This window comes from Cupriavidus sp. 2KB_3 (assembly GCF_052115685.1).
GTDB classification, from domain to species: Bacteria; Pseudomonadota; Gammaproteobacteria; order Burkholderiales; family Burkholderiaceae; genus Cupriavidus; species Cupriavidus campinensis.
The window spans coordinates 45,813-68,120 of the sequence record NZ_JBFRHD010000019.1 but is presented as its reverse complement, the minus strand read 5'-3'; the positions used below and the strand labels follow the sequence as shown (position 1 = coordinate 68,120).

20 protein-coding genes and 1 tRNA gene are annotated in these 22,308 nt (G+C 65.5%); 6 read left to right on the top strand and 15 right to left on the bottom strand.

What is annotated here, in order from left to right:
• Positions 1 to 23: 23 nt before the first annotated feature.
• Both argA and AB4120_RS20200 read left to right on the top strand, forming a co-directional pair.
• Entirely contained in the window at positions 24 to 1,493 is a 1,470-nt protein-coding gene (gene argA, locus AB4120_RS20205) for an amino-acid N-acetyltransferase (RefSeq protein ID WP_441642745.1), read from the top strand.
• Between the two features lie 127 nt (positions 1,494 to 1,620).
• Entirely contained in the window at positions 1,621 to 1,893 is a 273-nt protein-coding gene (locus AB4120_RS20200) for an oxidative damage protection protein (protein ID WP_144200838.1), read from the top strand.
• Between the two features lie 99 nt (positions 1,894 to 1,992).
• Here AB4120_RS20200 and rpiA read toward each other — a convergent pair whose 3' ends face one another.
• On the bottom strand, positions 1,993 to 2,679 hold the full coding sequence (gene rpiA / locus AB4120_RS20195; RefSeq protein ID WP_144200840.1) for a ribose-5-phosphate isomerase RpiA: 687 nt from the start codon (positions 2,677 to 2,679) through the stop codon (positions 1,993 to 1,995).
• A 145-nt stretch (positions 2,680 to 2,824) separates the two neighbouring features.
• On the opposite strand from rpiA, the gene tal reads away from it, so the two are divergent.
• On the top strand, positions 2,825 to 3,781 hold the full coding sequence (gene tal, locus AB4120_RS20190; protein ID WP_441642744.1) for a transaldolase: 957 nt from the start codon (positions 2,825 to 2,827) through the stop codon (positions 3,779 to 3,781).
• 18 nt (positions 3,782 to 3,799) lie between these two features.
• Here tal and AB4120_RS20185 read toward each other — a convergent pair whose 3' ends face one another.
• Genes AB4120_RS20185 through rnr form a run of 3 tightly spaced genes read right to left on the bottom strand, consistent with a single transcriptional unit; the run spans position 3,800 to position 7,937 of the window.
• Positions 3,800 to 4,528 carry an SIR2 family NAD-dependent protein deacylase gene (locus AB4120_RS20185; RefSeq protein WP_187645131.1) on the bottom strand — a complete coding sequence of 243 codons (729 nt, stop codon included), beginning with the start codon at positions 4,526 to 4,528 and terminating at the stop codon, positions 3,800 to 3,802.
• A gap of 16 nt (positions 4,529 to 4,544) precedes the next feature.
• Positions 4,545 to 5,288, bottom strand: a complete 744-nt coding sequence (gene rlmB, locus AB4120_RS20180) for a 23S rRNA (guanosine(2251)-2'-O)-methyltransferase RlmB (protein WP_149135726.1) — start codon at positions 5,286 to 5,288, stop codon at positions 4,545 to 4,547.
• A gap of 42 nt (positions 5,289 to 5,330) precedes the next feature.
• Positions 5,331 to 7,937: a ribonuclease R gene (gene rnr / locus AB4120_RS20175; protein ID WP_149135725.1), complete on the bottom strand. Its 2,607-nt coding sequence runs from the start codon at positions 7,935 to 7,937 to the stop codon at positions 5,331 to 5,333.
• Positions 7,938 to 8,006: 69 nt separating this feature from the next.
• Between rnr and AB4120_RS20170 the strand changes: the two genes are divergently transcribed.
• The 3 genes from AB4120_RS20170 (at position 8,007) to AB4120_RS20160 (ending at position 9,510) form a co-directional block, all read left to right on the top strand.
• Positions 8,007 to 8,093: transfer RNA gene (locus AB4120_RS20170), tRNA-Leu, on the top strand.
• A 305-nt stretch (positions 8,094 to 8,398) separates the two neighbouring features.
• Complete coding sequence (locus AB4120_RS20165; protein ID WP_441642743.1) at positions 8,399 to 8,836, top strand: Rrf2 family transcriptional regulator; 438 nt, start codon at positions 8,399 to 8,401, stop codon at positions 8,834 to 8,836.
• 62 nt (positions 8,837 to 8,898) lie between these two features.
• Complete coding sequence (locus AB4120_RS20160) at positions 8,899 to 9,510, top strand: NAD(P)-dependent oxidoreductase (RefSeq protein WP_441642742.1); 612 nt, start codon at positions 8,899 to 8,901, stop codon at positions 9,508 to 9,510.
• Between the two features lie 47 nt (positions 9,511 to 9,557).
• Here the strand turns inward: AB4120_RS20160 and AB4120_RS20155 are convergent, their stop codons facing one another.
• The 11 genes from AB4120_RS20155 to hisS all read right to left on the bottom strand — a co-directional run bounded on the left by AB4120_RS20155 (position 9,558) and on the right by hisS (position 22,258).
• Entirely contained in the window at positions 9,558 to 10,127 is a 570-nt protein-coding gene (locus tag AB4120_RS20155) for a phosphoribosyltransferase (RefSeq protein WP_144200852.1), read from the bottom strand.
• Between the two features lie 148 nt (positions 10,128 to 10,275).
• Positions 10,276 to 11,619: an adenylosuccinate synthase gene (locus AB4120_RS20150; RefSeq protein ID WP_144200854.1), complete on the bottom strand. Its 1,344-nt coding sequence runs from the start codon at positions 11,617 to 11,619 to the stop codon at positions 10,276 to 10,278.
• 177 nt (positions 11,620 to 11,796) lie between these two features.
• The gene (locus AB4120_RS20145; protein WP_149135722.1) at positions 11,797 to 12,948 is read right to left on the bottom strand and encodes an ATP phosphoribosyltransferase regulatory subunit; all 1,152 of its coding nucleotides are present in this window, start codon (positions 12,946 to 12,948) and stop codon (positions 11,797 to 11,799) included.
• Positions 12,949 to 13,112: 164 nt separating this feature from the next.
• Positions 13,113 to 14,012: a protease modulator HflC gene (hflC, locus tag AB4120_RS20140; protein ID WP_149135721.1), complete on the bottom strand. Its 900-nt coding sequence runs from the start codon at positions 14,010 to 14,012 to the stop codon at positions 13,113 to 13,115.
• An 11-nt stretch (positions 14,013 to 14,023) separates the two neighbouring features.
• The gene (gene hflK / locus AB4120_RS20135; protein WP_149135720.1) at positions 14,024 to 15,367 is read right to left on the bottom strand and encodes an FtsH protease activity modulator HflK; all 1,344 of its coding nucleotides are present in this window, start codon (positions 15,365 to 15,367) and stop codon (positions 14,024 to 14,026) included.
• Positions 15,368 to 15,485: 118 nt separating this feature from the next.
• Positions 15,486 to 16,745, bottom strand: a complete 1,260-nt coding sequence (hflX, locus tag AB4120_RS20130; RefSeq protein ID WP_149135719.1) for a GTPase HflX — start codon at positions 16,743 to 16,745, stop codon at positions 15,486 to 15,488.
• Positions 16,746 to 16,909: 164 nt separating this feature from the next.
• Entirely contained in the window at positions 16,910 to 17,149 is a 240-nt protein-coding gene (gene hfq / locus AB4120_RS20125) for an RNA chaperone Hfq (RefSeq protein WP_092289682.1), read from the bottom strand.
• Between the two features lie 210 nt (positions 17,150 to 17,359).
• Positions 17,360 to 18,703 carry a ribosome biogenesis GTPase Der gene (der, locus tag AB4120_RS20120; protein ID WP_149135718.1) on the bottom strand — a complete coding sequence of 448 codons (1,344 nt, stop codon included), beginning with the start codon at positions 18,701 to 18,703 and terminating at the stop codon, positions 17,360 to 17,362.
• Positions 18,704 to 18,947: 244 nt separating this feature from the next.
• Positions 18,948 to 20,135, bottom strand: a complete 1,188-nt coding sequence (gene bamB / locus AB4120_RS20115; protein WP_441642741.1) for an outer membrane protein assembly factor BamB — start codon at positions 20,133 to 20,135, stop codon at positions 18,948 to 18,950.
• A 35-nt stretch (positions 20,136 to 20,170) separates the two neighbouring features.
• Positions 20,171 to 20,803, bottom strand: coding sequence for a YfgM family protein (locus tag AB4120_RS20110; protein WP_149135716.1), 633 nt, complete (start codon positions 20,801 to 20,803; stop codon positions 20,171 to 20,173).
• A gap of 93 nt (positions 20,804 to 20,896) precedes the next feature.
• Positions 20,897 to 22,258 (bottom strand): histidine--tRNA ligase, encoded by a 1,362-nt coding sequence (hisS, locus tag AB4120_RS20105; protein WP_441642740.1) that lies wholly within the window; start codon positions 22,256 to 22,258, stop codon positions 20,897 to 20,899.
• Positions 22,259 to 22,308 lie beyond the last annotated feature (50 nt).

Here is a 22,308-nt window from a genome sequence, read left to right as displayed (position 1 = left end):
TGGCCGGGATTATAATCCGCGGCATGAACGCCAGAACCTCCAATGCGCAGGCGCCTGCTCCGGCCCCTGTCGCCCCCGACGAAGATGCCCCCGCTGCCCTGAGCGCAGCCCCCCTTCCCGTCGCCGAACCCGCCACGCCCATCCCGTCTGCCACGGCCGCCGCCGAGCTGACCGAGGCCAGCGGCCCGGACCACCAGCAGTTCGTGGACTGGCTGCGCGCCGTCGCCCCCTATATCCACGCCTTCCGCGGCAAGACCTTCGTAATCGCCTTCAGCGGTGAGATGGTCAAGGCCGGCGTGCTCAACGCGCTCGTCAACGACGTGGCGCTGTTGCACGCCATGGGCATGCAGATCGTGCTGGTCTTCGGCTCCCGCCCGCAGGTGGAAGAGCAGCTGGCATTGCGCCATGTGGAATCCCAGTACGCGGACGGCGTGCGCATTACGGACAACGCCGCGCTCGAATGCGCCAAGGAGGCCGCCGGCGAACTGCGGCTGGACATCGAGGCCGCCTTCAGCCAGGGCCTGCCGAATACGCCGATGGCCGGCGCGCAGTTGTCGGTGGTCTCCGGCAACTTCATCACCGCGCGGCCGGTGGGCATCGTCAATGGTGTCGATTACCAGCACACCGGGCTGGTGCGCAAGATCGACTACGACTCGATGCACATGTCGCTCTCGCACGGCAAGGTAGTACTGCTGTCGCCGCTGGGCTTCTCGCCCACCGGGCAGGCGTTCAACCTGTCGATGGAAGACGTGGCCAGCGCCACCGCCAGCGCGCTGAAGGCCGACAAGCTGATCTTCATCACCGAAGTGCCCGGCGTGCCGGACCCGGTGGGCAAGCTGATGAAGGAGATGTCGCTGCGCACGGCCGTGGAGCGGTTGCAGAACAACCACCTGCCGCCGGACGTGGCCTATTACCTCGAACATCTGGTCAAGGCGCTCAAGGGCGGCGTGCCGCGCGCGCACCTGATCCCCTATTCGCTTGACGGCTCGGTACTGCTGGAACTGTTCCTGCACGATGGCGTGGGCACCATGGTGTCCGATACCGACCTGGAAAGCCTGCGGGAGGCCACGCTCGACGACGTGGGCGGCATCCTGCAACTGATTGCACCGCTCGAGGCCGATGGCACGCTGGTGCCACGTGGACGTCACCTGATCGAGAGGGATATCGGCAATTTCTCGGTGATCGAGCACGATGGCGTGCTGTTCGGCTGCGCCGCGCTCTACGAATTCCCGCGCGAGAACATGGGCGAAATGGCCTGCCTCACGGTCTCGTCCGAGGCCCAGGGCACCGGCGACGGCGAGCGGCTGCTCAAGCGCATCGAGCGCCGCGCCCGCGCGCTGGGGCTGGACCGGCTGTTCGTGCTCACCACGCGCACCGAGCACTGGTTCCTGAAGCGCGGCTTCGTGCACGCCACCGTGGACGACCTGCCCGAGGACAAGCGCAAGCTCTATAACTGGCAGCGCAAGTCGATGGTGCTGATGAAGAAACTGTAACGCCGGCAGGGCCAAGCCCAGCCTTGGCCGGGCTTGGCTACAATAGCGGCCACGCAGCCGCCCAGAACCGGCATCACGACTCGGCGTCCCCTCGTACCACAAAAGCGCCACGAACAAGGAGTTTCACATGGCCCGCATGGTCCATTGCATCAAGCTGAACAAGGAAGCCGAAGGCCTCGACTTCCCGCCGCTGCCGGGCGAACTTGGCAAGAAGATCTGGCAAAGCGTGTCGAAGGAAGCCTGGGCCGGTTGGCTCAAGCATCAGACCATGCTGATCAATGAGAATCGTCTGAACATGGCCGACGCCCGCGCACGCCAGTACCTGCTCAAGCAGACCGAAAAATACTTCTTCGGCGAAGGCGCCGATGCTGCCGCCGGCTACGTGCCGCCGGCGAACTGATTCGCCAGTCTGGAAAAACGAAAAGGGGTGCTTGATAAAGCACCCCTTTTTCATGGGCGACCGGCTGAGCGGCTCGGGCCGCTCGGGCCACACATCCTATTAGTAGTCCGTGCGTTGCACGCCCTGCTCCGTGCCCAGCAGTAGCACATCCGCGCCACGCAGCGCGAACAGGCCCACCGTCACCACGCCGGGGATCTGGTTGATCTGCTGCTCGATGTCCTTCGGCTGGCTGATGCGCAGCGCCGAGACGTCCAGAATCACGTTGCCGTTGTCAGTCTTGTAGATGCCGCCTTCCTTGGTCATGCGCAGGCGCGGCTGGCCGCCCAGCGCGGCGAGCTTGCGCGCCACGGCCGCACGTGCCATCGGGATCACCTCCACCGGCAGCGGGAAGGCGCCGAGCGTGTCCACGAGCTTGCTGCCATCGGCGATGCAGACGAAGCGGCCAGCCACGGCGGCCACGATCTTCTCGCGCGTCAGCGCGCCGCCGCCACCCTTGATCATGGCGCCCGAGGCGTCGATCTCGTCGGCACCGTCCACGTAGACGGGAATCTCGTCCACTTCGTTCAGGTCCAGCACCTGGATGCCGTGCTGCTGCAGGCGTCGCGTGGAAGCCTCCGAGCTGGACACCGCGCCCGAGAAGCGCTCCTTGAACGCCGCGATGGCGTCGATGAAGAGATTGGCGGTGGAGCCGGTGCCCACGCCGAGTACGGCGCCCTGAGGCACTTCCTGCTTCACGTAGTCGGCGGCGGCTTGCGCCACCAGCGCCTTGAGTTCATCCTGCGTCATGTGAAAACAGCCTGATTGCTTGGGGGAAACGCGTAGTGTAGCGGATCGGCGTGTGACGGCGGTGTTTCCAACCGTGCCAGCGCCGTTACAATGAATGCTGACTTCCCACGCGGGCGGCAACTGACGGAACCGGATGGAACAGATCATGACCGAGCTAGAGCAACTGAGACAATTCACCACGGTAGTGGCCGATACCGGCGACTTCCAGCTGATGAAGCAGTACATGCCGCAGGACGCGACCACCAATCCGTCCCTGATTCTCAAGGCGGTGCAGAAGGCCGAATATCGGCCCCTGCTCGAGCAGGCCGTGCGCGACCATCATGGCAGCGCGGGCCTGGACGCCGTGATGGACCAGCTCCTGATCGCCTTCGGCTGCGAGATCCTGGCCATCGTGCCGGGCCGCGTGTCCACGGAGGTTGATGCGCGGCTCTCGTTCGATACCCAGGCCACCGTGGACAAGGCGCGCCACCTGATCGGGCTGTACGAGCAGCGCGGCGTGGCGCGGGAGCGCGTGCTGATCAAGATCGCCTCCACCTGGGAAGGCATCAAGGCCGCGGAAATCCTCCAGCGCGAGAACATCCGCTGCAATATGACGCTGCTGTTCTCGCTGGTGCAGGCTGTGGCCTGCGCCGAGGCCGGCGCGCAGCTGATCTCCCCATTCGTGGGCCGCATCCTCGACTGGTACAAGAAGCAGGCCGGCGACAAGTGGGACGCCAATGCCAATGCCGGCGACAACGACCCGGGCGTGCGGTCGGTGCGGCAGATCTACGATTACTACAAGAGTTTCGGCCATGCGACCGAGGTGATGGGCGCGAGCTTCCGCAGTACCGGCCAGATCCTGGCCCTGGCCGGCTGCGACCTGCTGACCATCAGCCCGGAACTGCTCGAGCAACTGGCGGCCGGGCGCGGCACGGTCGAGCGCAAGCTGTCGGTGGAGCATGCGCAGGCGGCGAATGTGGCGTGCGTCGTGGCCGACGAGCCGGCCTTCCGCTGGCAACTGAACGAGGACGCGATGGCCACCGAGAAGCTGGCCGAAGGCATCCGCCTGTTCGCGGCCGATGCGGTGAAGCTGGAAAAGCTGGTGGGAGAACTGGCCGCCTAGCCTGTCACCACAGCGCGGTCACCACAGCGCCGGCAGGCATTGCCCTGCTGGCGCCGCCAGCACGAGATCCGCGGTGGCGTCCAGCGCCGACGGCTGCGGATTGACCATGATCACGAACGCCCCGTTCTCCCGGGCCATGCCCGGCAGCGCCGCCGCCGGGTACACCAGCCCCGACGTGCCGACCACCAGGCACAGATCGCAGGTTTCCGCCGCGTGCTCGGCGCGATAGCGCGCCACGCGCGGCAGATCCTCGCCAAACCAAACCACCCCGGGCCGCATCATCGCGCCGCACAGCGCGCAATGGGGCGGCTCGCCCGGCACTGGCGGCACCGTGTCGCAACGTCCGCAGCCATCCAGCCATTTATTGGCGAACAGGTTGCCGTGCAACTCGATCACATGCTGGCTGCCGGCCTGCTGATGCAATCCGTCGATATTCTGCGTGACCAGCGTGACCGGCTTCTGGTCGGCCAGTTGCGCCAGTGCGAAGTGCGCCGGATTGGGCTGGGTGGCAGAAACCATCGCCCGGCGGTGCTCGTACCACTGCCAGACCAACGCCGGCTGGCGCCGGTACGCGGCCTCGGTGGCGAGCTCTTCGGGGTCGAAGCGGGCCCAGAGGCCGGTCAGCGCGTCACGGAACGTCGGCACGCCCGATTCCGCCGAGACCCCGGCGCCGGTCAGCACGAAGATCTGGCTAGCCGCCGCGATCCGGTCGCGCGCCTGGGCGAGCAATGCCGCGTCCAGAATCATCGCCGATATGCCGATGTCAGCGCGGCAGCCGGCGCTGGCGTACCGCTTCGTACAGGCAGACGCCGCTCGCCACCGAGACGTTCAGGCTTTCCACGCCGCCCGCCATCGGAATGCCGACCAGTTCGTCGCAGGTCTCGCGGGTCAGCCGGCGCATGCCCTCGCCTTCGGCGCCCATGACGATCGCCATCGGGCCCTTGAGATCCACGTCGTACAGGGTCTTCTCGGTGCCGTCAGCCGTGCCGACCACCCAGATGCCGCGTTCCTGCAGCTCGCGCAGCGTACGCGCGAGGTTGGTCACGGTGATGTAGGGCACGGTTTCGGCCGCGCCGCTGGCCACCTTGGCCACCGTGGTGTTCAGCCCGACGCTGCGGTCCTTCGGGGCGATCACCGCGTGCGCGCCGGCGCCATCGGCCACGCGCAGGCAGGCGCCGAGGTTGTGCGGATCGGTCACACCATCGAGCACCAGCAGCAGCGGCGTGCCTTCGATGCTATCGAGCAATTCGTCCAGATTGAGTGCCAGCGAGATGTCGTCGGCACGCGCCACCACGCCCTGGTGGCGATCGGTGCCGGCCATGCCGCGCAGGCGGTCGGCATCCACCGGGTGCAGGCGCACGTTCAGGCTTTCCGCGAGGCGGATGAAGTCCTGCATGCGGCGGTCGCGCCGGTTGGATTCGATATAGATGTCGGACACGCTCTTCGCGTCTTGGCGAAGGCGTGCGTTCACGGCATGAAAGCCGATCAGGAGTTTGTGTTTGGCCATGGCGGGATTGTACCCGCCATGGCCATTCCGGCGCCGCGTGTTTTAACGCTTGCGTGCCGGGCGGGCGGTCTTGGCCGCTGCCTTGGCGGTCCGTTTGGCAGTAGGCTTGCGCGGCTTCTCGAGGTGCGTGGGCTTGGGCTTGGCCGCGTGCTTGGCCGGCTTGCCGCCGGTCTTGCCATGCGGCGCATGGCCCACATGCGGCTTCAGCGGCGTCATCACGGCCTCGAATACCGGCTGCTCCTCGATCACGCGGTCCAGCGTCTCGTCGAACGACTCCTCGGGCTTCGACGTGCCGCCAAGCAGCGCCGCCAGCTGGCGGCCCTTCTTGCGCGCGGGCACCGCGTGGGCGGCCGGCACACGCGGCTGCACCTCGGGTCCCGTCGTGCGGGCGCGCAGCGTCTTGGCCGACGGCTCCTGCACCAGGCGGAAATCGATCTTGCGGGCGTCCAGATCCACGCGCGACACCTGCACGCGCACGCGGTCGGTCAACCGGTAGCGGATACCCGTGCGCTCGCCGCGCAGTTCGTTACGCGCCTCGTCGAACTGGAAGTAGTCGCTGCCCAGTTCGGTCACGTGCACCAGCCCTTCGACATAGAGTTCGTCGAGCTGCACGAAGATGCCGAACGAGGTGACCGCACTGACCGTGCCGGCGAAGTCGCTGCCGAGCTTGTCGCGCATGAAGTAGCACTTCAGCCAGGCTTCCACGTCACGCGAGGCCTCGTCGGCCCGGCGCTCGTTCGCCGAGCAGTGCAGGCCCAGTTCGTCCCAGATCGCCTCATTGCGCTTGGCCCGGGCGGCCGAATTCAGCGCCTTCTTCTCGGCGTCTGCCGCATTCATGCGGCGCGCCTTGGGCGAGACCGCCGTGTTCAGTTCGGTGCCAGGCGGGAACGCCGGCTGATACTTGGTGTGCGCCAGCACGGCCTTGATCGCGCGGTGCACGAGCAGGTCGGGATAGCGGCGGATCGGGCTCGTGAAGTGGGCATAAGCCTCATACGCGAGGCCGAAGTGGCCGATGTTGTCGGGGCTGTAGACCGCCTGCTGCATCGAGCGCAGCAGCATGGTCTGGAGCATCGCCGCGTCTGGGCGGGACTTGATCTTGTCCATCACCTCGGCGTAGTCCGATGCCTGCGGCTTGTCGCCGCCGCCCAGCGACAGGCCGGAAGTGCGCAGGAACTCCCGCAGATTCTTGAGTTTTTCCTCGCTCGGGCCCGCGTGGATGCGGTACAGCGTCGGATGCTTGAAGCGCTCGAGGAAGTCGGCCGCGCAGACGTTGGCCGTCAGCATGCACTCCTCGATCAGCCGGTGCGCGTCGTTGCGGGTGCGCGGCAGGATCTGCTCGATCTTGCCCTGCGCGTTGCAGACGATGTAGGTCTCGGTGGTGTCGAAGTCGATTGCCCCGCGCTCGCGGCGCGCCTTGAGCAGGACCTGGAACAGCTCGTACAGGTTCTGCAGGTGGGGCACCAGGTCGCCGCGCTTGTGCGCCTCGGGACCCTTGGTGTTCGACAGCACGGCCCAGACCTCGTTGTAGGTCAGGCGCGCCTTGGAGTGCATCACCGCCGGGTAGAACTGGTAGCCCTTCAGCTCGCCCTTGGCCGTGATCACCGCGTCGCAGACCATGCACAGGCGGTCCACCTGCGGGTTCAGCGAGCAGAGGCCGTTGGACAGCTTCTCGGGCAGCATCGGAATCACGCGGCGCGGGAAGTAGACCGATGTGGCGCGATCCAGCGCATCGGCGTCCAGTGGCGTGCCGGGTCGCACATAGTGCGACACGTCGGCAATCGCCACGATCAGGCGCCAGCCCTTGGCCCGGCCAATCTTGACCGGCTCGCAGTAGACGGCATCGTCGAAGTCGCGCGCGTCTTCGCCATCGATGGTGACCAGCGGGATGTCGCGCAGGTCGATGCGATGGTCGAGGTCAGCCTCGCGCACCTCGTCCGGCAGCCCCTGCGCTTCCTTGGCGGCGGCCGGCGAGAACTCATGCGGCACGCCGTACTTGCGCACGGCGATCTCGATCTCCATGCCGGGATCGTCGATATCTCCCAGCACTTCCACCACGCGGCCTACAGGCTGCACGTAGCGGTCCGGATACTCGATCAGTTCCACGCTGACCACCTGCCCCACGCGGGCCTTGCCCTGCTGCTTGGGCGGAATCAGGATGTCCTGACCGATGCGCTTGTCCTCGGGCGCTACCACCAGCACGCCGTTCTCGGACAGCAGGCGGCCAATCACATAGCGATTGGCGCGCTCGACGATCTCGACGATCTGCCCTTCCGGGCGGCCACGGCGGTCGTAGCCCACCACGCGCACTTGCGCACGGTCGTTGTGCATCGCCTTCTGGAGTTCGCGCTCGGGCAGGAAGATGTCGTCCTCGCCGTCATCGCGAATCAGGAAACCGAAACCGTCGCGGTGCCCCTGCACGCGGCCGACGATGAAATTCGGTTGATGGGCCAACTCGTAGCGGCCCTTGCGGTTCAGTTCGATCTGGCCGTCGCGCTCCATGGCGGCGAGGCGCTTCTGGAAACCGTCGTGCTCCTTGCGCGTAACGGCCAGGGCCTTGGCGATATCGCCTGCCGATTGCGGCGACCCCGAAGTTCTCAGCACGCCGAGGATTTCTTCCCGGCTAGGGATCGGATAGTTGTTCTGATTCAATTTTTCTGGAAACTATTTGACAAACGTTTTACGGTCGCTATAATGGCGGCTTCGGTTGTTTCGACACCTGCCCAGGTGGCGGAATTGGTAGACGCACTAGGTTCAGGTCCTAGCGGTGGCAACACTGTGGAGGTTCGAGTCCTCTCCTGGGCACCAGGTTTCAGCGAGAAGCCCGCAACGCAAGTTGCGGGCTTTTTGTTTTGCGGCATCGCTTTGTTTTTCGCGCTGCCGACGCTGATCCGAGAAACCTGCAAATCCGCACTCCCCTCTATGCCTTACCGGCTGTGAATTCATTGGCGGCATGGCGCCGTCGATGAGTGTATCAGTTTCAGTGCCGATTCCAGCATTATCCGGCACGATTCGGCCACCCTTGGCGAAAAACAAACGGCAACAATGGCCATTTACCGCGTTGACAGCCCGGGTATCTGTAACTATGATGGTTTCACATTGAGATTCCCCCCATGAGTACCAGCAGCCGGTTTGCCGTCGCCGTTCATATCCTGACCCTGCTCGCGCAGAGCGACGGCCCCGTGCCGTCGTCGATGATCGCCGGCAGCGTGGGCACGAACCCGGCGCTGATCCGGCGCATGATCGGCGCCTTGACCGACGCTGGCTTCGTGGCCACGACGATGGGCAGCATCGGCGGCGCCACGCTCGCGCGGCCCGCATCGGCCATTACGCTGCTCGAAGTGTTCCGGGCCGTGGAAACACCGTCGATGATCACGCTGCACCAGAGCGCGCCCAACCCGGCCTGCATGGTCGGCCGCGAAATTACCGGGGCGTTACGTCAGGTGGCAGACCGGGCGCAAGCCGCCATGGACGCCACGCTCGCGGATATCACCATTGCCGGCATGCTCGAAGATGTCGAACACGCCACCGCGCAGCGCCGCAAGCGCTGATTTTTTTACCTCGATATGTAACCACTTTGGTTTCATATCGCCACTGCGAAGGAGCAACAACCATGAAGATTGCCATCATCGGCGCCACCGGCAACGTGGGCATCCGCCTGATCGACGAAGCGCTGCGCCGCGGCCACACCGTGACCGCCCTCGCCCGCCAGGCCAGCAGCCTGCCGGACCGCGCCGGCGCGACAACACGCAATGTGGATGTGGCCGACGGCGCCGCCCTGGCCGCCGCCCTGACGGGCCACGATGCCGTCATCAGCACCGTGCGGTTCCTGCAGGCCAAGGCGCCGCAGATCGTCGATGCGGTGAAGGCCGCTGGGGTCGAGCGTTTGCTGGTGGTGGGTGGCGCGGGCAGCCTGTTCGTGGCGCCCGGCGTGCAACTGGTCGATACGCCGACGTTCCCGGCCCAGTACAAGGACGAGGCCGCCGCGGGTCGTGACTTCCTGAATGCGCTGCGCGGCGAGACCGCGCTGGCTTGGACGTTCCTGTCACCCTCCGCCCTGTTCCTGCCGGGTGAACGCACGGGCAAGTTCCGGCTCGGCGGGGAGGACCTGCTGGCCGATGCGGCCGGCAAGAGTTCGATCTCGATGGAGGATTACGCGATCGCGATGCTCGACGAGATCGAAGCACCGGCACATGTGCGCCAGCGCTTCACAGTCGGCTACTGAGCCCGGTTCGCGGACGGCGCAGCCGACGTGTCGATGGCTCGGCCGGCTCAGGCCGCCGAGTCGTCGTCCAGCAGCGACGCGCGCTTGCCGCGCTTGAGCCAGGCGGCCAGGTTGTGCGGACGCAGCGTGTCGTATTCCTCGAACGGCTGGTGGATCCAGGGGTTCGACGGCAGGAACGTCACGTGGTAATCCGGCTCCACCTTCGAACACGCCTTGTACCAGAGCACGGCCGATCGCACGTCGGTCACGGCCGGGTAGCGCTCCTTCAGGTGGCGGCCCACGCGCTCCAGGGTCACGCCGGAATCGACGAGGTCATCCACGAGCAGGATCTTGCCTGACAACTCACCGCGCGTCATCGTGATGTACTGGGCGATGTCGAGATCGCCCTGCTGCGTGCCGGCCGCCTCGCGGTACGAACTGGTGGCCAGGATGGCCAGCGGCACGTCGAAAATCCGCGACATCTGGTCACCCACGCGCAGGCCGCCGCGCGCCAGGCACAGGATCTTGTCGAACTTCCAGCCCGACTCGTGCACGTTCAGCGACAGCCGCGCGATCAGGCGGTGGTAATCATCCCAAGAGACCCACAGGTTCTCTTCGTCATTGGTAGGCAGGTTCATGATCTGTTCTTCTCTCAGGTCAGGTCTCTGGTCGATGACCGATAGACAAAGCCGATAAAGCTTCGGCCCGCATTCCGCGGGCCGATTGGCTTGGTGAGGCCGCGGCACTCGTGGCGCCGCGGTCATGCTCACAGGTAATACCGATACGTCAGGCCACCTGGTACGGGTGGCGCAGCAGGATCGTTTCGTCGCGGTCCGGGCCGGTCGAGATCATGTCGATCGGAATGCCGACCACTTCCTCGATCCGCTTCAGGTACACGCGGGCCGCCTCGGGCAGCGCGTCCCACTGCTTTACGCCGAAGGTCGATTCGTTCCAGCCCGGGAATTCCTCGTACACCGGCACGCAGGCGGCCACGGCGTCCGAGCCGCGCGGCAGGATATCGACGGTCTTGCCGTCGAGCTCGTAGCCCACGCACAGCTTGATCGTTTCCAGGCCGTCCAGCACGTCGAGCTTGGTCATGCACAGGCCCGACACGCCGTTGATCTGTACCGAGCGCTTCAGCGCGGCGGCGTCGAGCCAGCCGGTGCGGCGCGGACGGCCGGTCACCGAGCCGAATTCCTTGCCGACGTTGGCCAGACGCACGCCCACGGCGTCCTGGCGCGCGGGGTTGTCGTTGTCGTACAGCTCGCTCGGGAACGGGCCCGCACCGACGCGCGTGCAGTAGGCCTTGGTGATACCGAGGATATAGTTCAAACGGCCCGGGCCAACGCCCGCGCCCGCAGCGGCCGCACCGGCCACGCAGTTGCTCGACGTGACGAACGGATACGTGCCGTGGTCCACGTCCAGCAGCGTGCCCTGTGCGCCTTCGAACATCAGGTTGCCGCCGTTCTCGTTCACGGCATACAGCTCGGCCGACACGTCCGCCACCATCGGCTTCAGGCGCGGCGCATATGCCAGCATCTCGTCGAGAATCTGCTGGTAATCCACGGCTTCGGCGCCCAGGTACTGGGTCAGCATGAAGTTGTGGAATTCCACATTCTCGCGCAGGCGCTCGGCGAAATGCTTGGGATCGAACAGGTCCTGTACGCGCAGCGCGCGGCGGGCTACCTTGTCTTCGTAGGCCGGGCCGATGCCACGGCCGGTGGTACCGATCTTGGCGGCGCCACGGCGCGCTTCACGGGCCTTGTCGATGGCCACGTGGTACGGCAGGATCAGCGTGGCGGCTTCGGAGATGCGCAGGCGGTTCTGCACCTGCAGGCCGGCGGCCTCGAGTTCCTCGATCTCACGGAAGAGTGCCTCGGGCGACAGCACGACGCCATTGCCGATGTAGCAGACGGTGCTCTCGCGCATGATCCCCGAGGGGATCAGTCGCAGGATCGTCTTCTTGCCGCCGATGATGAGCGTGTGGCCAGCGTTGTGGCCGCCCTGGAACCGCACCACGCCTTTTGCATGATCGGTAAGCCAATCGACGATTTTCCCTTTGCCTTCGTCACCCCACTGGGTTCCGATCACGACGACATTGCGTCCCTGGCCTACTGCGGATGCGGACATGTTGAATTGGTCAGAAGGTTAAAAACGTATTCTACTCTCGTTGCCGGACGGTTCCCGATTTTCGGGCGCACGTATGGCACCGCGACAGCGATTTTGCGCCGAAAAAAGGCGCAAAAAGTCACATGGAGAGCGGAGGAAAATGCCGGAACGCGTCGTGCGCACCGGCGGAATCGGGTGTTAGCGCGGCACCACCACCCAGGCATCGCCCTGACGAACCAGCTGCCGGTCGCAGTTGAATTCGTCGAGCTCATGAGTGTGGCCAGGCAGCGACTGAATCACGATCTCGCCGGTCGCGCGCAACGACGCGATGGTCGTGCGCAGGCCAGGATCGGCGTCCCACGGGGCATAGATCGCCAGCGCGCGGACTTCCACCGGCGACAGCGCCGCCACTTCGCGCAGATCGAGCGAGAAGCCGGTAGCCGGACGCGCGCGGCCGAAGGCCTCGCCCACCTTGTCGTAGCGACCGCCACGGGCCACGTAATTGGGCAGACCCGCCACATAGGCCGTAAACATCACGCCGCTGTGATAGTGGTAACCGCGCAAATCGGAAAGGTCGATGTTCACGCTGGCGCCACGCACCTGCGCGGCCAGTGCCGACAGCTCGTCCAGCGCGCGGCCGATGGCCGGGCTGGCCGGCAGCGTCGCGCGGGCGCGCTCGATGACCTCGATGCCGCCGTAGAGCGTCGGCAGCGCCAGCAGCGCGTCGCGCTCGGTCTGCGGCAGCCCCACGGTCAGCACGCGCAGAGCGGGCACGTCCTTGGTCTCCAGCGCCGCGAACATCGCGTCCTCGATCTTGCGGATCGACGGGAGCCCATCCAGCAGCGCCTCAAGGATGCCGGCGTGGCAGAGGTCCAGCCGCACGTTGGTCAGGCCGGCGGCCTCAAGCGCGGCCAGCATCAGTTCCTGGATCTCGACGTCCGCCTCGAGGCCGGCATGGCCGTAGATCTCGGCGCCGATCTGCAGCGGTTCGCGCGTGGCATGGAAGCCGGCCGGGCGCGCGTGCAGCACGTTGCCGGCGTAGCACAGACGCGTCACGCCGGGACGATTCAGCAGGTGGGCGTCGATGCGCGCCACCTGCGGCGTGATATCCGCACGCAAGCCCATGGTGCGGCCCGACAGTTGATCCACCAGCTTCAGCGTGCGCAGATCCAGATCATGCCCGGTACCGGTCAGCAGCGACTCCAGGTACTCGAGCATCGGCGGCATGACCAGCTCGTAGCCATAGGTGCGGAACAGGTCCAGCATGCGGCGGCGCAATTCTTCGATCTTGCGCGCTTCCGACGGCAGGACGTCGGCAATGTTTTCGGGCAGGAGCCAGTGGTTGGACATGGTGAATCTCTTCTCTCAAAAACGGTTTCAGGCCGGCTGGTCTGACCGGCCGGCCTGGCTGTCCGGCGAGGACGGCGGCGCACTTCGGCGCGGCCCCTCCAGCCGGACAAAACCCCGGGCGGGCCGGGGTTTTGTCGAACGCACGCGAGTCTGCGCGTGCCGCCCTACTTCTTGCCTGCGGGCGCGGCTGCCTGGCTGCCGCCAGACGAGCGCATATAGCGGAAGAAATCGGAATTGGGCTCCAGCACCATCACGTCGCGCTTGTCGCGGAACGTGTTGCGATAGGCCTCCATGCTGCGCCAGAACTGCGCGAAGCTCGGATCCTTGCCGAAGGCGTCGGCATAGACCTGCGATGCCTTGGCATCGCCCTCGCCCTTGACCACCTGGGCGTCGCGATACGCTTCGGCCAGCAGCACCTCGCGCTGGCGATCGGCATCGGCGCGGATCTTCTCGCCCTCGGCGGCACCGGTGGAACGCAGTTCGTTGGCCACCCGCTTGCGCTCGGCTTCCATGCGGCGGTACACCGACTCGCTGATCGCAGGCAGCAGGTCCACGCGCTTCAGGCGCACGTCGAGAATTTCGACGCCCACGGACTGCGCGTACTCGGACATGCCGGCACGAATGTTCTGCATCACCTTCTCGCGCTCTCCGGCCACCACATCGGCCACAGTGCGCTTGCCGAACTCCTCGCGCGCCACGGAGTCGATCCGCTGCGTCATGCGATCCTGGGCGCCGCGCACGTTGCCGTTAAACGCCACGAAGAACTTGCGCGGATCGGTGATGCGCCATTTGACGAACCAGTCCACCACCATGCTCTTCTTCTCGGCGGTCAGGAAACGCTCGCTGGCGGCCACGTCGATGGTCTGCAGGCGGCGGTCCATGAAGACCACGTTCTGCAACGGCGGCGGCAGCTTGAAGTGCAGGCCGGGCTCGCGCACCACCTGCTTGATCTCGCCGAACGCGAACACCACGGCGTACTGGCGCTGGTCGACCACGAACAGCATCGACGACACCACGGCCAGCAGGATGAAAAGGCCAATCGCAAAGGAAATCAGTCGGTTCATGACGTGTCTCCTCAGCGCGAATCGCGGTCGCGGTTGCGCATGCCTTCGCGCGACCGGATGTCGGTGCCAGCCTCCGGCGCGGGCGGCGCGCTCGTGCCCGGCGTCGGCGCGGGCGCGGCAGCAGTGCCCTGCACCTGCGACATCAGCTTGTCCAGCGGCAGATACAGGAGGTTGTTGCCGCCCTTGGCGTCAATGAGGATCTTGTTCGTGTTGGCGTAGATCTGCTGCATGGTTTCCAGATAGATGCGATCACGCGTCACCTGAGGCGCCTTCGCGTATTCCGTCTGCACCGAGCGGAAGCGGGCCGCGTCACCCTCGGCCTGCGCCACCACACGGGAGCGGTAGCCCTCGGCCTCTTCCTTGAGGCGGGCCGCCGTACCCTTGGCACGCGGCAGGATGTCGTTGGCGTACGACTGGCCTTCGCTGATCGCACGCTCGCGATCCTGACTGGCCTTGTTCACGTCATCGAACGCGGCCTGCACCTGTTCGGGCGGCTGCACGCTCTGGACGTTGACCGAGATCACGCGGATGCCGGTCTTGTACGCCGACAGAATCGCCTGGATCGACTTGGCCAGCGACTGCGCGATCTCCTCGCGGTTCTCGTACAGCACCGCATCCATCTTGTTGCGGCCCACGATCTCGCGCACTGACGTTTCGGCGGCCTGCGTCACGAGTTCCTCGTCGCCACCGCGGTCGGTCTTGTTGAAGAACAGGAATTCGCCGGCGTCCTGGATGTCGTACTGCACCGTGAAACGGACGTCGATGATGTTCTCGTCCTGCGTGAGCATCGACGAGTCCTTGAGGTTGCTGTCCTTGATCGACGTGGCGCGGCCCACTTCCACTGAACGCACGTTCGACAGGTTGACCACCTCGGCCGACTGCACCGGCCAGGGCATGCGCCAGTTGATACCGGGGCCGGTCGTGTACTTGAACTTGCCGAACTGCAGGATCACGGCGGTCTGGCCTTCCTGCACCATGAAGAAGCCGCTGGCCAGCCAGATACCGACCACGGCCGCCACGATCACGCCCATGCCGATGTTCGAGCCCTTGCCCGGCGTCCGGGGGGTGTTGCCGAAGTTCGGGCCACCCCCGCCATTGTCCTTGCGGCCCAGCAGGCCGTTCAGGCGGCGGTTGAAGTCGCGCCACAGCTCGTCGAGGTCGGGCGGGCCGTCCTGCGGCCGCTGGTTCTGCTGGCGATTTTTATCCTTGTCCTTGTCTTCATCGTCCTGACCGTTACGGCCCCAGCGGGGATCGTTCAGCGAGAAGATGGCGCGCAGGCGCGACCAGCCTGCAGGATGCAGGGCTTGGCTGCCGGGCGCGGAGCGCGAGTCAGGATTCCGTTGGAACAGGGGCATGAAGTGCACGGGTCCGGGAAGTTTGGAACAAGGGGATTCTAGCAGCCATCTTGATCACTTTTGCTCAAAATCCCCAATCGGGTGGCGAATCTCGTCGAACAACAATGAGATTGCCTGCTTAATTCGCGCGCGGAGGGTCCGAATCGGGGCTATCGGGACCCTGGGTGCCCTCCCAGCCGTCCTGGTCGAACACGGCATCGTCGGCCAGCGCCGGCACCTCGGCCAGGCGCGGGTCATACGGCGCCGGCGCATCAGGTTGCTCGGCCAGCCAGCGCGCCACGTCCACGATGGCCTCGCGCAGCGCATCGAGCCCCATGCCCTCGCGGGCGGACAGGAACACGCGCCTTGGCACGCCATCTTCGTCGCGCTCCACGCGCGGGCCCTGCTCAAGCAGCTCGGGCGCGGCATCGATCTTGTTCATGACCACGATCTGCGGGATGTCCGAGGCATTGATCTCGGCCAGCACGCGGTTGACCTGTTCGATCTGCTCGTGCCGGACCGGACTGGACGCATCCACCACGTGGAGCAGCAGGTCGGCGTGCACGGTCTCGTCCAGCGTGGCGCGGAACGCCGCCACCAACTGCGTCGGCAGGTCGCGGATGAAGCCGACCGTATCCGACAGCACCACATTGCCCAGCCCTTCAAGGAACAGTCGGCGCGACGTTGTATCGAGCGTGGCGAACAACTGGTCGGCCGCATAGGCGCGCGCCTTGGTCAGCGCGTTGAACAGCGTGGACTTGCCCGCGTTGGTGTAACCCACCAGCGAGATGCTAAGCGTATCGTTGCGCGCGCGGGCGCGGCGCTGGGTGTGGTGCTGGCGCTGGAGCCGCGACAGGTCGGCTTTGAGCCGCTTGGCGCGGTCATCGAGCATCCGGCGATCCAGTTCGAGCTGGCGCTCGCCTGGGCCGCCGCGCATGCCGATACCGCCCTTCTGCCGCTCCAGGTGGCTCCATGCACGAACCAGGCGCGACGCCTGGTACTGGACCTGGGCGAGTTCCACCTGCACCTTGCCGACATGGCTCTGCGCACGCTGGCCGAAGATGTCGAGGATCAGGCCGGTTCGGTCTATGACGTGCCGGTTCAGGAATCGCTCCAGATTCCGCTGCTGGGCGGGACTGAGCGCGTGGTTGAACACCACGATGTCGGCGTCGAGCGCATCAGCCGCTTCCTTGAGTTCCTCCGCCTTGCCGGAGCCGATGAACAGCGCGGGATCGGGACGCGAGCGCTTGCCCGTCAGCGTATGCACCGGCAGCGAGCCGGCCGTGGAGGTCAGCAGCGCCAGTTCGGACAGGCTTTCCTGGAAATCATGCTTGCCGAAATCCACGCCCACCAGGATGGCGCGAGACGGATCGGTATTGGAGGTAGCTCTGGGTTGCAAGCGGGAGGACGCGAAGCGCCTGAAGGAGAAACGGTTGTTAATACAATGGCCGGCTGCGGCAACGTGCCGCGGCGGATGGCACCATCCGCGTGGGACGGCACTGAAGAGGGAAGGCACGGTGCTGCGGCCGCATCGCGACGCGGCCGGCAGCCAGAGAGGAAGTATCAGCCCTCGGGGGAGTCATCCACGCGGAAGTTGACCGCGCGCGCAGGCACGACGGTGGAAATCGCATGCTTGTAGACCATCTGCGTCACGGTGTTACGCAGCAGGACGACGTACTGGTCGAACGACTCGATGTTGCCTTGCAGCTTGATGCCATTGACGAGGTAGATGGAAACCGGCACGTGCTCTTTGCGCAGCGCGTTCAGGAACGGGTCTTGTAGCAATTGCCCTTTGTTGCTCATGGCACACTCCAAATTTATAGATTTAGTGATGGATGATGGGGACAAAAGTCCCCGGTTCAAGTCAGTTGGCGCAAAACCGCGCCAGAAAAAAGATCAAAACGGTACCAGGCTGGCATCAACGAGCAGGGCTTCCCCTGCTACCGTGAATTTAGCCTCAGTTCCAAACGAACGCAAACGAAACTTGGCCGCGAAGAAAGGCACCATTGCGCCTCATTCCTTCGAGTCGGCGTACGGGTTTTTGTTCGTACGAAATTCGATGCGCAGCGGTGTGCCCTTGAGCTTGAACGCCGTCCGGAAGCGGTTTTCCAGATAGCGCCGATAGGTCTCGGCCACACCTTGCAGCGCGTTGCCGTGCACCACAATGATCGGCGGATTCGAGCCGCCCTGGTGCGCGTAGCGCAGCTTGGGGCGCGACGCGCCCACGCGCTTGGGCTGCTGGAACTCCACCGCTTCGGCCAGCACACGGGTCAGCTGCGGCGTGGGCAGCTTGACCATCGCGGCGGCGTACGCTTCATCCACTGAGCGCAGCAATGCGCCAATGCCGGTGCGTTCGCGCGCGGACACGAAGTGGAAATTCGCGAAGCTCAGGAATTGCAGCTTGCGCTCCAGATCGTGCTTGATGCGGTCACGCGTGTGGCCGTCCAGCCCGTCCCACTTGTTCACGCCCACCACCAGCGCCCGGCCGGATTCAACGATGAAGCCGGCGATGTGCGCGTCCTGCTCGGAAATATCCTGCTGGGCGTCGAGCAGCAGGATGACCACGTTGGCGTCGGCAATCGACTGCAGCGTCTTGACCACCGAGAACTTCTCGATCGCCTCGAACACCTTGCCGCGCTTGCGCAGGCCGGCCGTGTCGATCAGCGTGTACGGCTTGCCGCCCCGCTCGAATTCCACGTAGATCGCGTCACGCGTGGTGCCCGGCATATCGAAGGCGATCACGCGCTCCTCGCCGATCAGCGTGTTGACCATCGTGGACTTGCCCACGTTCGGGCGCCCCACGATGGCGATCTTCACGCCGCGATGGCTCTCATCCGTCTGTTCGGCCAGCTCCGGACGCTCCTGCACCGCCAGTTCCAGCGCCTCGTCCACGAGTTCGCTCACGCCGTCGCCGTGCGTGGACGAGATTGCATAGGGGTCGCCCATGCCAAGTTCGTAGAAATCCGCGGCCACCGAGGTGTACTTCATGCCCTCGGCCTTGTTCACGGCCAGCATGATGCGCCGACCGGTCTTGCGCAGGTAGTCGGCAATCACGCGGTCCTGCGGCGCCAGGCCAAGGCGGCCGTCGACCAGGAAGATGACCACGTCGGCCTCCACCACGGCCTGGCGCGTCTGCTTGGCCATCTCGGCCACGATGCCGTCCTTGGCCACGGGCTCGAAACCGCCCGTGTCGATAACGATGAACGGACGCTCGCCGATGCGGCCCTCGCCGTAGTGGCGGTCGCGCGTGAGACCCGGCAGGTCGGCCACGAGGGCGTCCCGGGAGCGGGTCATGCGATTGAATAGCGTCGACTTGCCCACATTCGGGCGTCCGACGAGTGCGATAACTGGTTTCATGCAATAAACGGAAACGGGGGGCGGCATATGCCGTCCCCCGGCAACTCCGGAGTCATGTTGATCCGACAACCATCGCACGAATGACCGCGCGGCTGGCCGTTTTCCCTGAAATGGGGCTTCCTGTCGGGCGCGGAACCGGGGCGAATCGCCACCTTCCGCAGTTGCTGGCACGACCAGGGATCATGCTACCGGATTGGCGCCGGCCGTGCGACAGGGGCACGGCCAGGCTTGCGTGCGCTGGCGATCAGTTCGGTACGAAACCGAAGATATCGCCGTCGCGGGTCTGGACGACCAGCGTCTGGCCGGCCACAACCGGCGCTGCGCTGACGGCACTGCCGTCGGTCTTCATGCGGGCCACGATCTGACCGTCATCACGGGACAGAAAGTGAACAAAGCCCTCGAAATCGCCCACCACCACCGAGCGGCCGAGCGCCATCGGCGCGCCCAGGCTGCGATAGCGGAGCTGGTCGTTCTTCCAGCGCTCGTTGCCATTGGAACGGTCGAACGCGAAAAGGGTCGAGGTTTCATCGCTGGCGAACAGCGACGTGTCATCCTGAGCCAGCCCAGTCGGCGAGGAGAAGTCCTTGCCCCACTGCGGCTGGCCATTGGCCAGTTCCAGACACGACACACGGCCCTGGAACGTCGTGGCGCACACCTGGCGGCCATTGACGGCCGGTACGCCGGTCACGTCGTTAAGCCGCTCGATCTCGGACACACCCTTCGGATACGACACCGTGCTTTCCCAGCGCAGCACACCATTGCCGGGCGCGAGCACGCCGAGCTTGCCGCCCGGGAAGCCCATGACGATGCCGTCGCCGGCATAGACCATGCCCATTGCGGCGCGCAGGTTCAGCGGGGTCTGCGAGCGCTGGTAGATCCAGCGGCGGTCGCCGCTCTGGGCGTCTAGGCCGATTACGCGCGTGTCGGTCGTGCGCACGACCACCAGGCCGTTGCCGACCAGCGGCGCCGACAGCACCTCGCCGTTGACCTGCTTCTTCCAGAGCTGCTTGCCGCTGTTGTCGAAGGCGTAGATCGCGCCCTTCTCGCCGGCCACGGCCGTCACCGAACCGTCCGAGCCGGGGCCCGAGGTCAGGTCGAGGTCGGTCTTGGCCTTCCAGAGCGTACGTCCCGAATTGCCTTCCAGCGCCAGCACGGTGCCGCCGTTGGACGACACGTATACATTATTACCAGCCGCCACCGGGGCCATCACGTACGGGCCGCTCTTGCCCACGTCGGCCTTCCAGGCCTGTTTGACCGACAGCGTGGCCGAAATCGGCTTCAGCTCGGTGGGCGGATGCTTGTTTTCCTTGCCGAACAGCGAGCAGCCAGCCAGCGCACTCACGCAGGCGCCGGCGACCACCACGCGGGCGACACGGCGAGACACTACGGGAGACAGCGAACGGATGGCGGCGGCGCGAAGCAATGACGTCATAGGGATGCGATCCTAAGGATTATTCGATGTGCCGCTTAGGCCGTGCCCAGCGCGTCGAGCTTGAACTGGATGATCTGGCGCATGCCGCCCTCGTCAGCGCTCAGCTTCTCCAGCGCCGTGCGGTACGCGGTGCGGGCATCGTCGCGCTTGTCCTGCGCAGCCAGCAGGTCGCCCCGGCGGTCGGCAAACAGTGCCTCGAACTGGGCGGGCGGCGTGTCCTTCAGCAGCGCTAGGCCCTGATCGTATGCCTTCTCGTCGAGCAGTACGCCGGCCAGGCGCACGCGCGCCAAGGGGGCGTACTCGTCGCCACCATGGTCGATCGCCCATTGCAGCTGCGTCTTGGCGCCGGCCAGATCGCCCGCATCGTACAGCACCTTGGCCGCCACGAGCGCGCTCATCGGACCATAGGCCGTACGCCCGAACTTGTCCTCGAGGTCGGTGGCGGCGCGCTTCACGCGGTCTGCGTCGCGGGCCTCGGCAGCCTTGGTGACCTGCTCGTACAGCAGCGCGGCATCGCGCGCCTGCACGCGCTGCCAGTAGTTCCAGCCGCTCCAGGCCGCGAAACCAAGCAGCGCGGCAATCACGATCCACGTGACGACGTTGCCGTACTGATTCCACCAGGCCTTCAGGCTCTCAAGCTGTTCCTGTTCTTCTAGATCGTAAGCCATGTCTCGCAAGCCATGTCGCGGCAGTTACCCGCAAAAAGATTGATAAGTCCGGCCGCCCCCGGGATCGGCCAGGCTGGATACCGCTGAATTCGCTTATTGTTCGTCTTCCGCGTCGTCCGCGGTGTCAGACTCTGTCGCGTTGACCATCGCGTCGATGATGTGGTCCACCACCGCTTCGGCCGCAACGCTTGTTTGCGGGCCACCGTCACCGGCGTTGCCGCCGCGCAGCTGCTTGACCTGCATCACGCCAGCTGCCACTTCGTCGTCGCCAATAATAACGGCAAAGGATGCGCCACTTGCGTCGGCGCGCTTCATCTGTGACTTGAAGCTGCCGCTCTTGCCGTCCGGCGTGGCATGCACCACCACGTCCAGGCCGGCGTCGCGCAGCCGCTCGGCCACGATGATGGCCTGCTCGCCAGCCGCCTCGCCCTGATGGACCAGGTAGACGTCGCAACCCGGCGCTTCCGGCGCGAGCTTCTCCTCGCGCATCAACTCGATGATCCGCTCGATGCCCATCGCCCAGCCGCAGGCCGGCGCAGGCTTGCCGCCCATCTGCTGGATCAGCGGATCGTAGCGCCCCCCCCCGGCAATGGTGCCCTGGGCGCCGAGCTTGTCCGTGATCCACTCGAACACGGTCAGGTTGTAGTAATCAAGCCCACGCACCAGGCGCGGATTGATCTTGAAGGGGATATTGTTGGCCTTCAGCAGGCGCTGCACGCCCTCGAAGTGGGCCAGCGATTCCTCGCCCAGGAAGTCGATCAGCTTGGGCGCGTTGGCGGCCATTTCCTGCAGCGCCGGATTCTTGGTGTCCAGCACGCGCAGCGGATTCGTATAGAGGCGGCGCTTGCCGTCCTCGTCGAGGATGTCCTGGAAGCCCTCGAGGTACTTGATCAGTTCTTCGCGATGGGCCGCACGCTCATGCGCCTGGCCCAGCGAATTGAGTTCCAGCCGCACGTTGACCAGACCCAGGTCGTCCCACAGGCGCTGGCACATCAGGATGATCTCGGCGTCCACGTCGGGGCCGGCAAAGCCAAGCGCCTCGGCGCCAAGCTGGTGGAACTGGCGATAGCGGCCGCGCTGCGGACGCTCGTGGCGGAACATCGGGCCGGTGTACCAGAGGCGCTTCGGGCCGTCGTAAAGCAGGTTGTGCTCGATGGTCGCGCGCACCGCCGCCGCCGTGCCTTCCGGACGCAGCGTCAGGTTCTCGCCGTTCAGCGCATCGGTGAAGGAATACATTTCCTTCTCGACGATGTCCGTCACCTCGCCAATGCCACGGACGAACAGTTGCGTATGCTCGACGATCGGCGTGCGGATCTGCTGGTAGCCGTAGGCACGCAGCATGCTGCGCGCGGCGTTCTCGAACATTTCCCACAGCGGGGCGTCAGCGGGCAGCATGTCGTTCATGCCCTTCACGCCCTGCAGTGCCTTGGCGGCCTTCGTCTTCTCTTCGCTCATATCCGTTTCGTTACCTGCGGTGTTGCCTGCCTCGCTGCGATGCAGCCGGG

Coding starts and splice junctions, on each gene's coding strand:
- argA (WP_441642745.1), top strand. CDS start 24: ATGAACGCCAGAACCTCCAATGCGCAGGCGCCTGCTCCGGCCCCTGTC.
- AB4120_RS20200 (WP_144200838.1), top strand. CDS start 1,621: ATGGCCCGCATGGTCCATTGCATCAAGCTGAACAAGGAAGCCGAAGGC.
- rpiA (WP_144200840.1), bottom strand. CDS start 2,679: ATGACGCAGGATGAACTCAAGGCGCTGGTGGCGCAAGCCGCCGCCGAC.
- tal (WP_441642744.1), top strand. CDS start 2,825: ATGACCGAGCTAGAGCAACTGAGACAATTCACCACGGTAGTGGCCGAT.
- AB4120_RS20185 (WP_187645131.1), bottom strand. CDS start 4,528: ATGATTCTGGACGCGGCATTGCTCGCCCAGGCGCGCGACCGGATCGCG.
- rlmB (WP_149135726.1), bottom strand. CDS start 5,288: ATGGCCAAACACAAACTCCTGATCGGCTTTCATGCCGTGAACGCACGC.
- AB4120_RS20165 (WP_441642743.1), top strand. CDS start 8,399: ATGAGTACCAGCAGCCGGTTTGCCGTCGCCGTTCATATCCTGACCCTG.
- AB4120_RS20160 (WP_441642742.1), top strand. CDS start 8,899: ATGAAGATTGCCATCATCGGCGCCACCGGCAACGTGGGCATCCGCCTG.
- AB4120_RS20155 (WP_144200852.1), bottom strand. CDS start 10,127: ATGAACCTGCCTACCAATGACGAAGAGAACCTGTGGGTCTCTTGGGAT.
- AB4120_RS20150 (WP_144200854.1), bottom strand. CDS start 11,619: ATGTCCGCATCCGCAGTAGGCCAGGGACGCAATGTCGTCGTGATCGGA.
- AB4120_RS20145 (WP_149135722.1), bottom strand. CDS start 12,948: ATGTCCAACCACTGGCTCCTGCCCGAAAACATTGCCGACGTCCTGCCG.
- hflC (WP_149135721.1), bottom strand. CDS start 14,012: ATGAACCGACTGATTTCCTTTGCGATTGGCCTTTTCATCCTGCTGGCC.
- hflK (WP_149135720.1), bottom strand. CDS start 15,367: ATGCCCCTGTTCCAACGGAATCCTGACTCGCGCTCCGCGCCCGGCAGC.
- hfq (WP_092289682.1), bottom strand. CDS start 17,149: ATGAGCAACAAAGGGCAATTGCTACAAGACCCGTTCCTGAACGCGCTG.
- der (WP_149135718.1), bottom strand. CDS start 18,703: ATGAAACCAGTTATCGCACTCGTCGGACGCCCGAATGTGGGCAAGTCG.
- bamB (WP_441642741.1), bottom strand. CDS start 20,135: ATGACGTCATTGCTTCGCGCCGCCGCCATCCGTTCGCTGTCTCCCGTA.
- AB4120_RS20110 (WP_149135716.1), bottom strand. CDS start 20,803: ATGGCTTACGATCTAGAAGAACAGGAACAGCTTGAGAGCCTGAAGGCC.
- hisS (WP_441642740.1), bottom strand. CDS start 22,258: ATGAGCGAAGAGAAGACGAAGGCCGCCAAGGCACTGCAGGGCGTGAAG.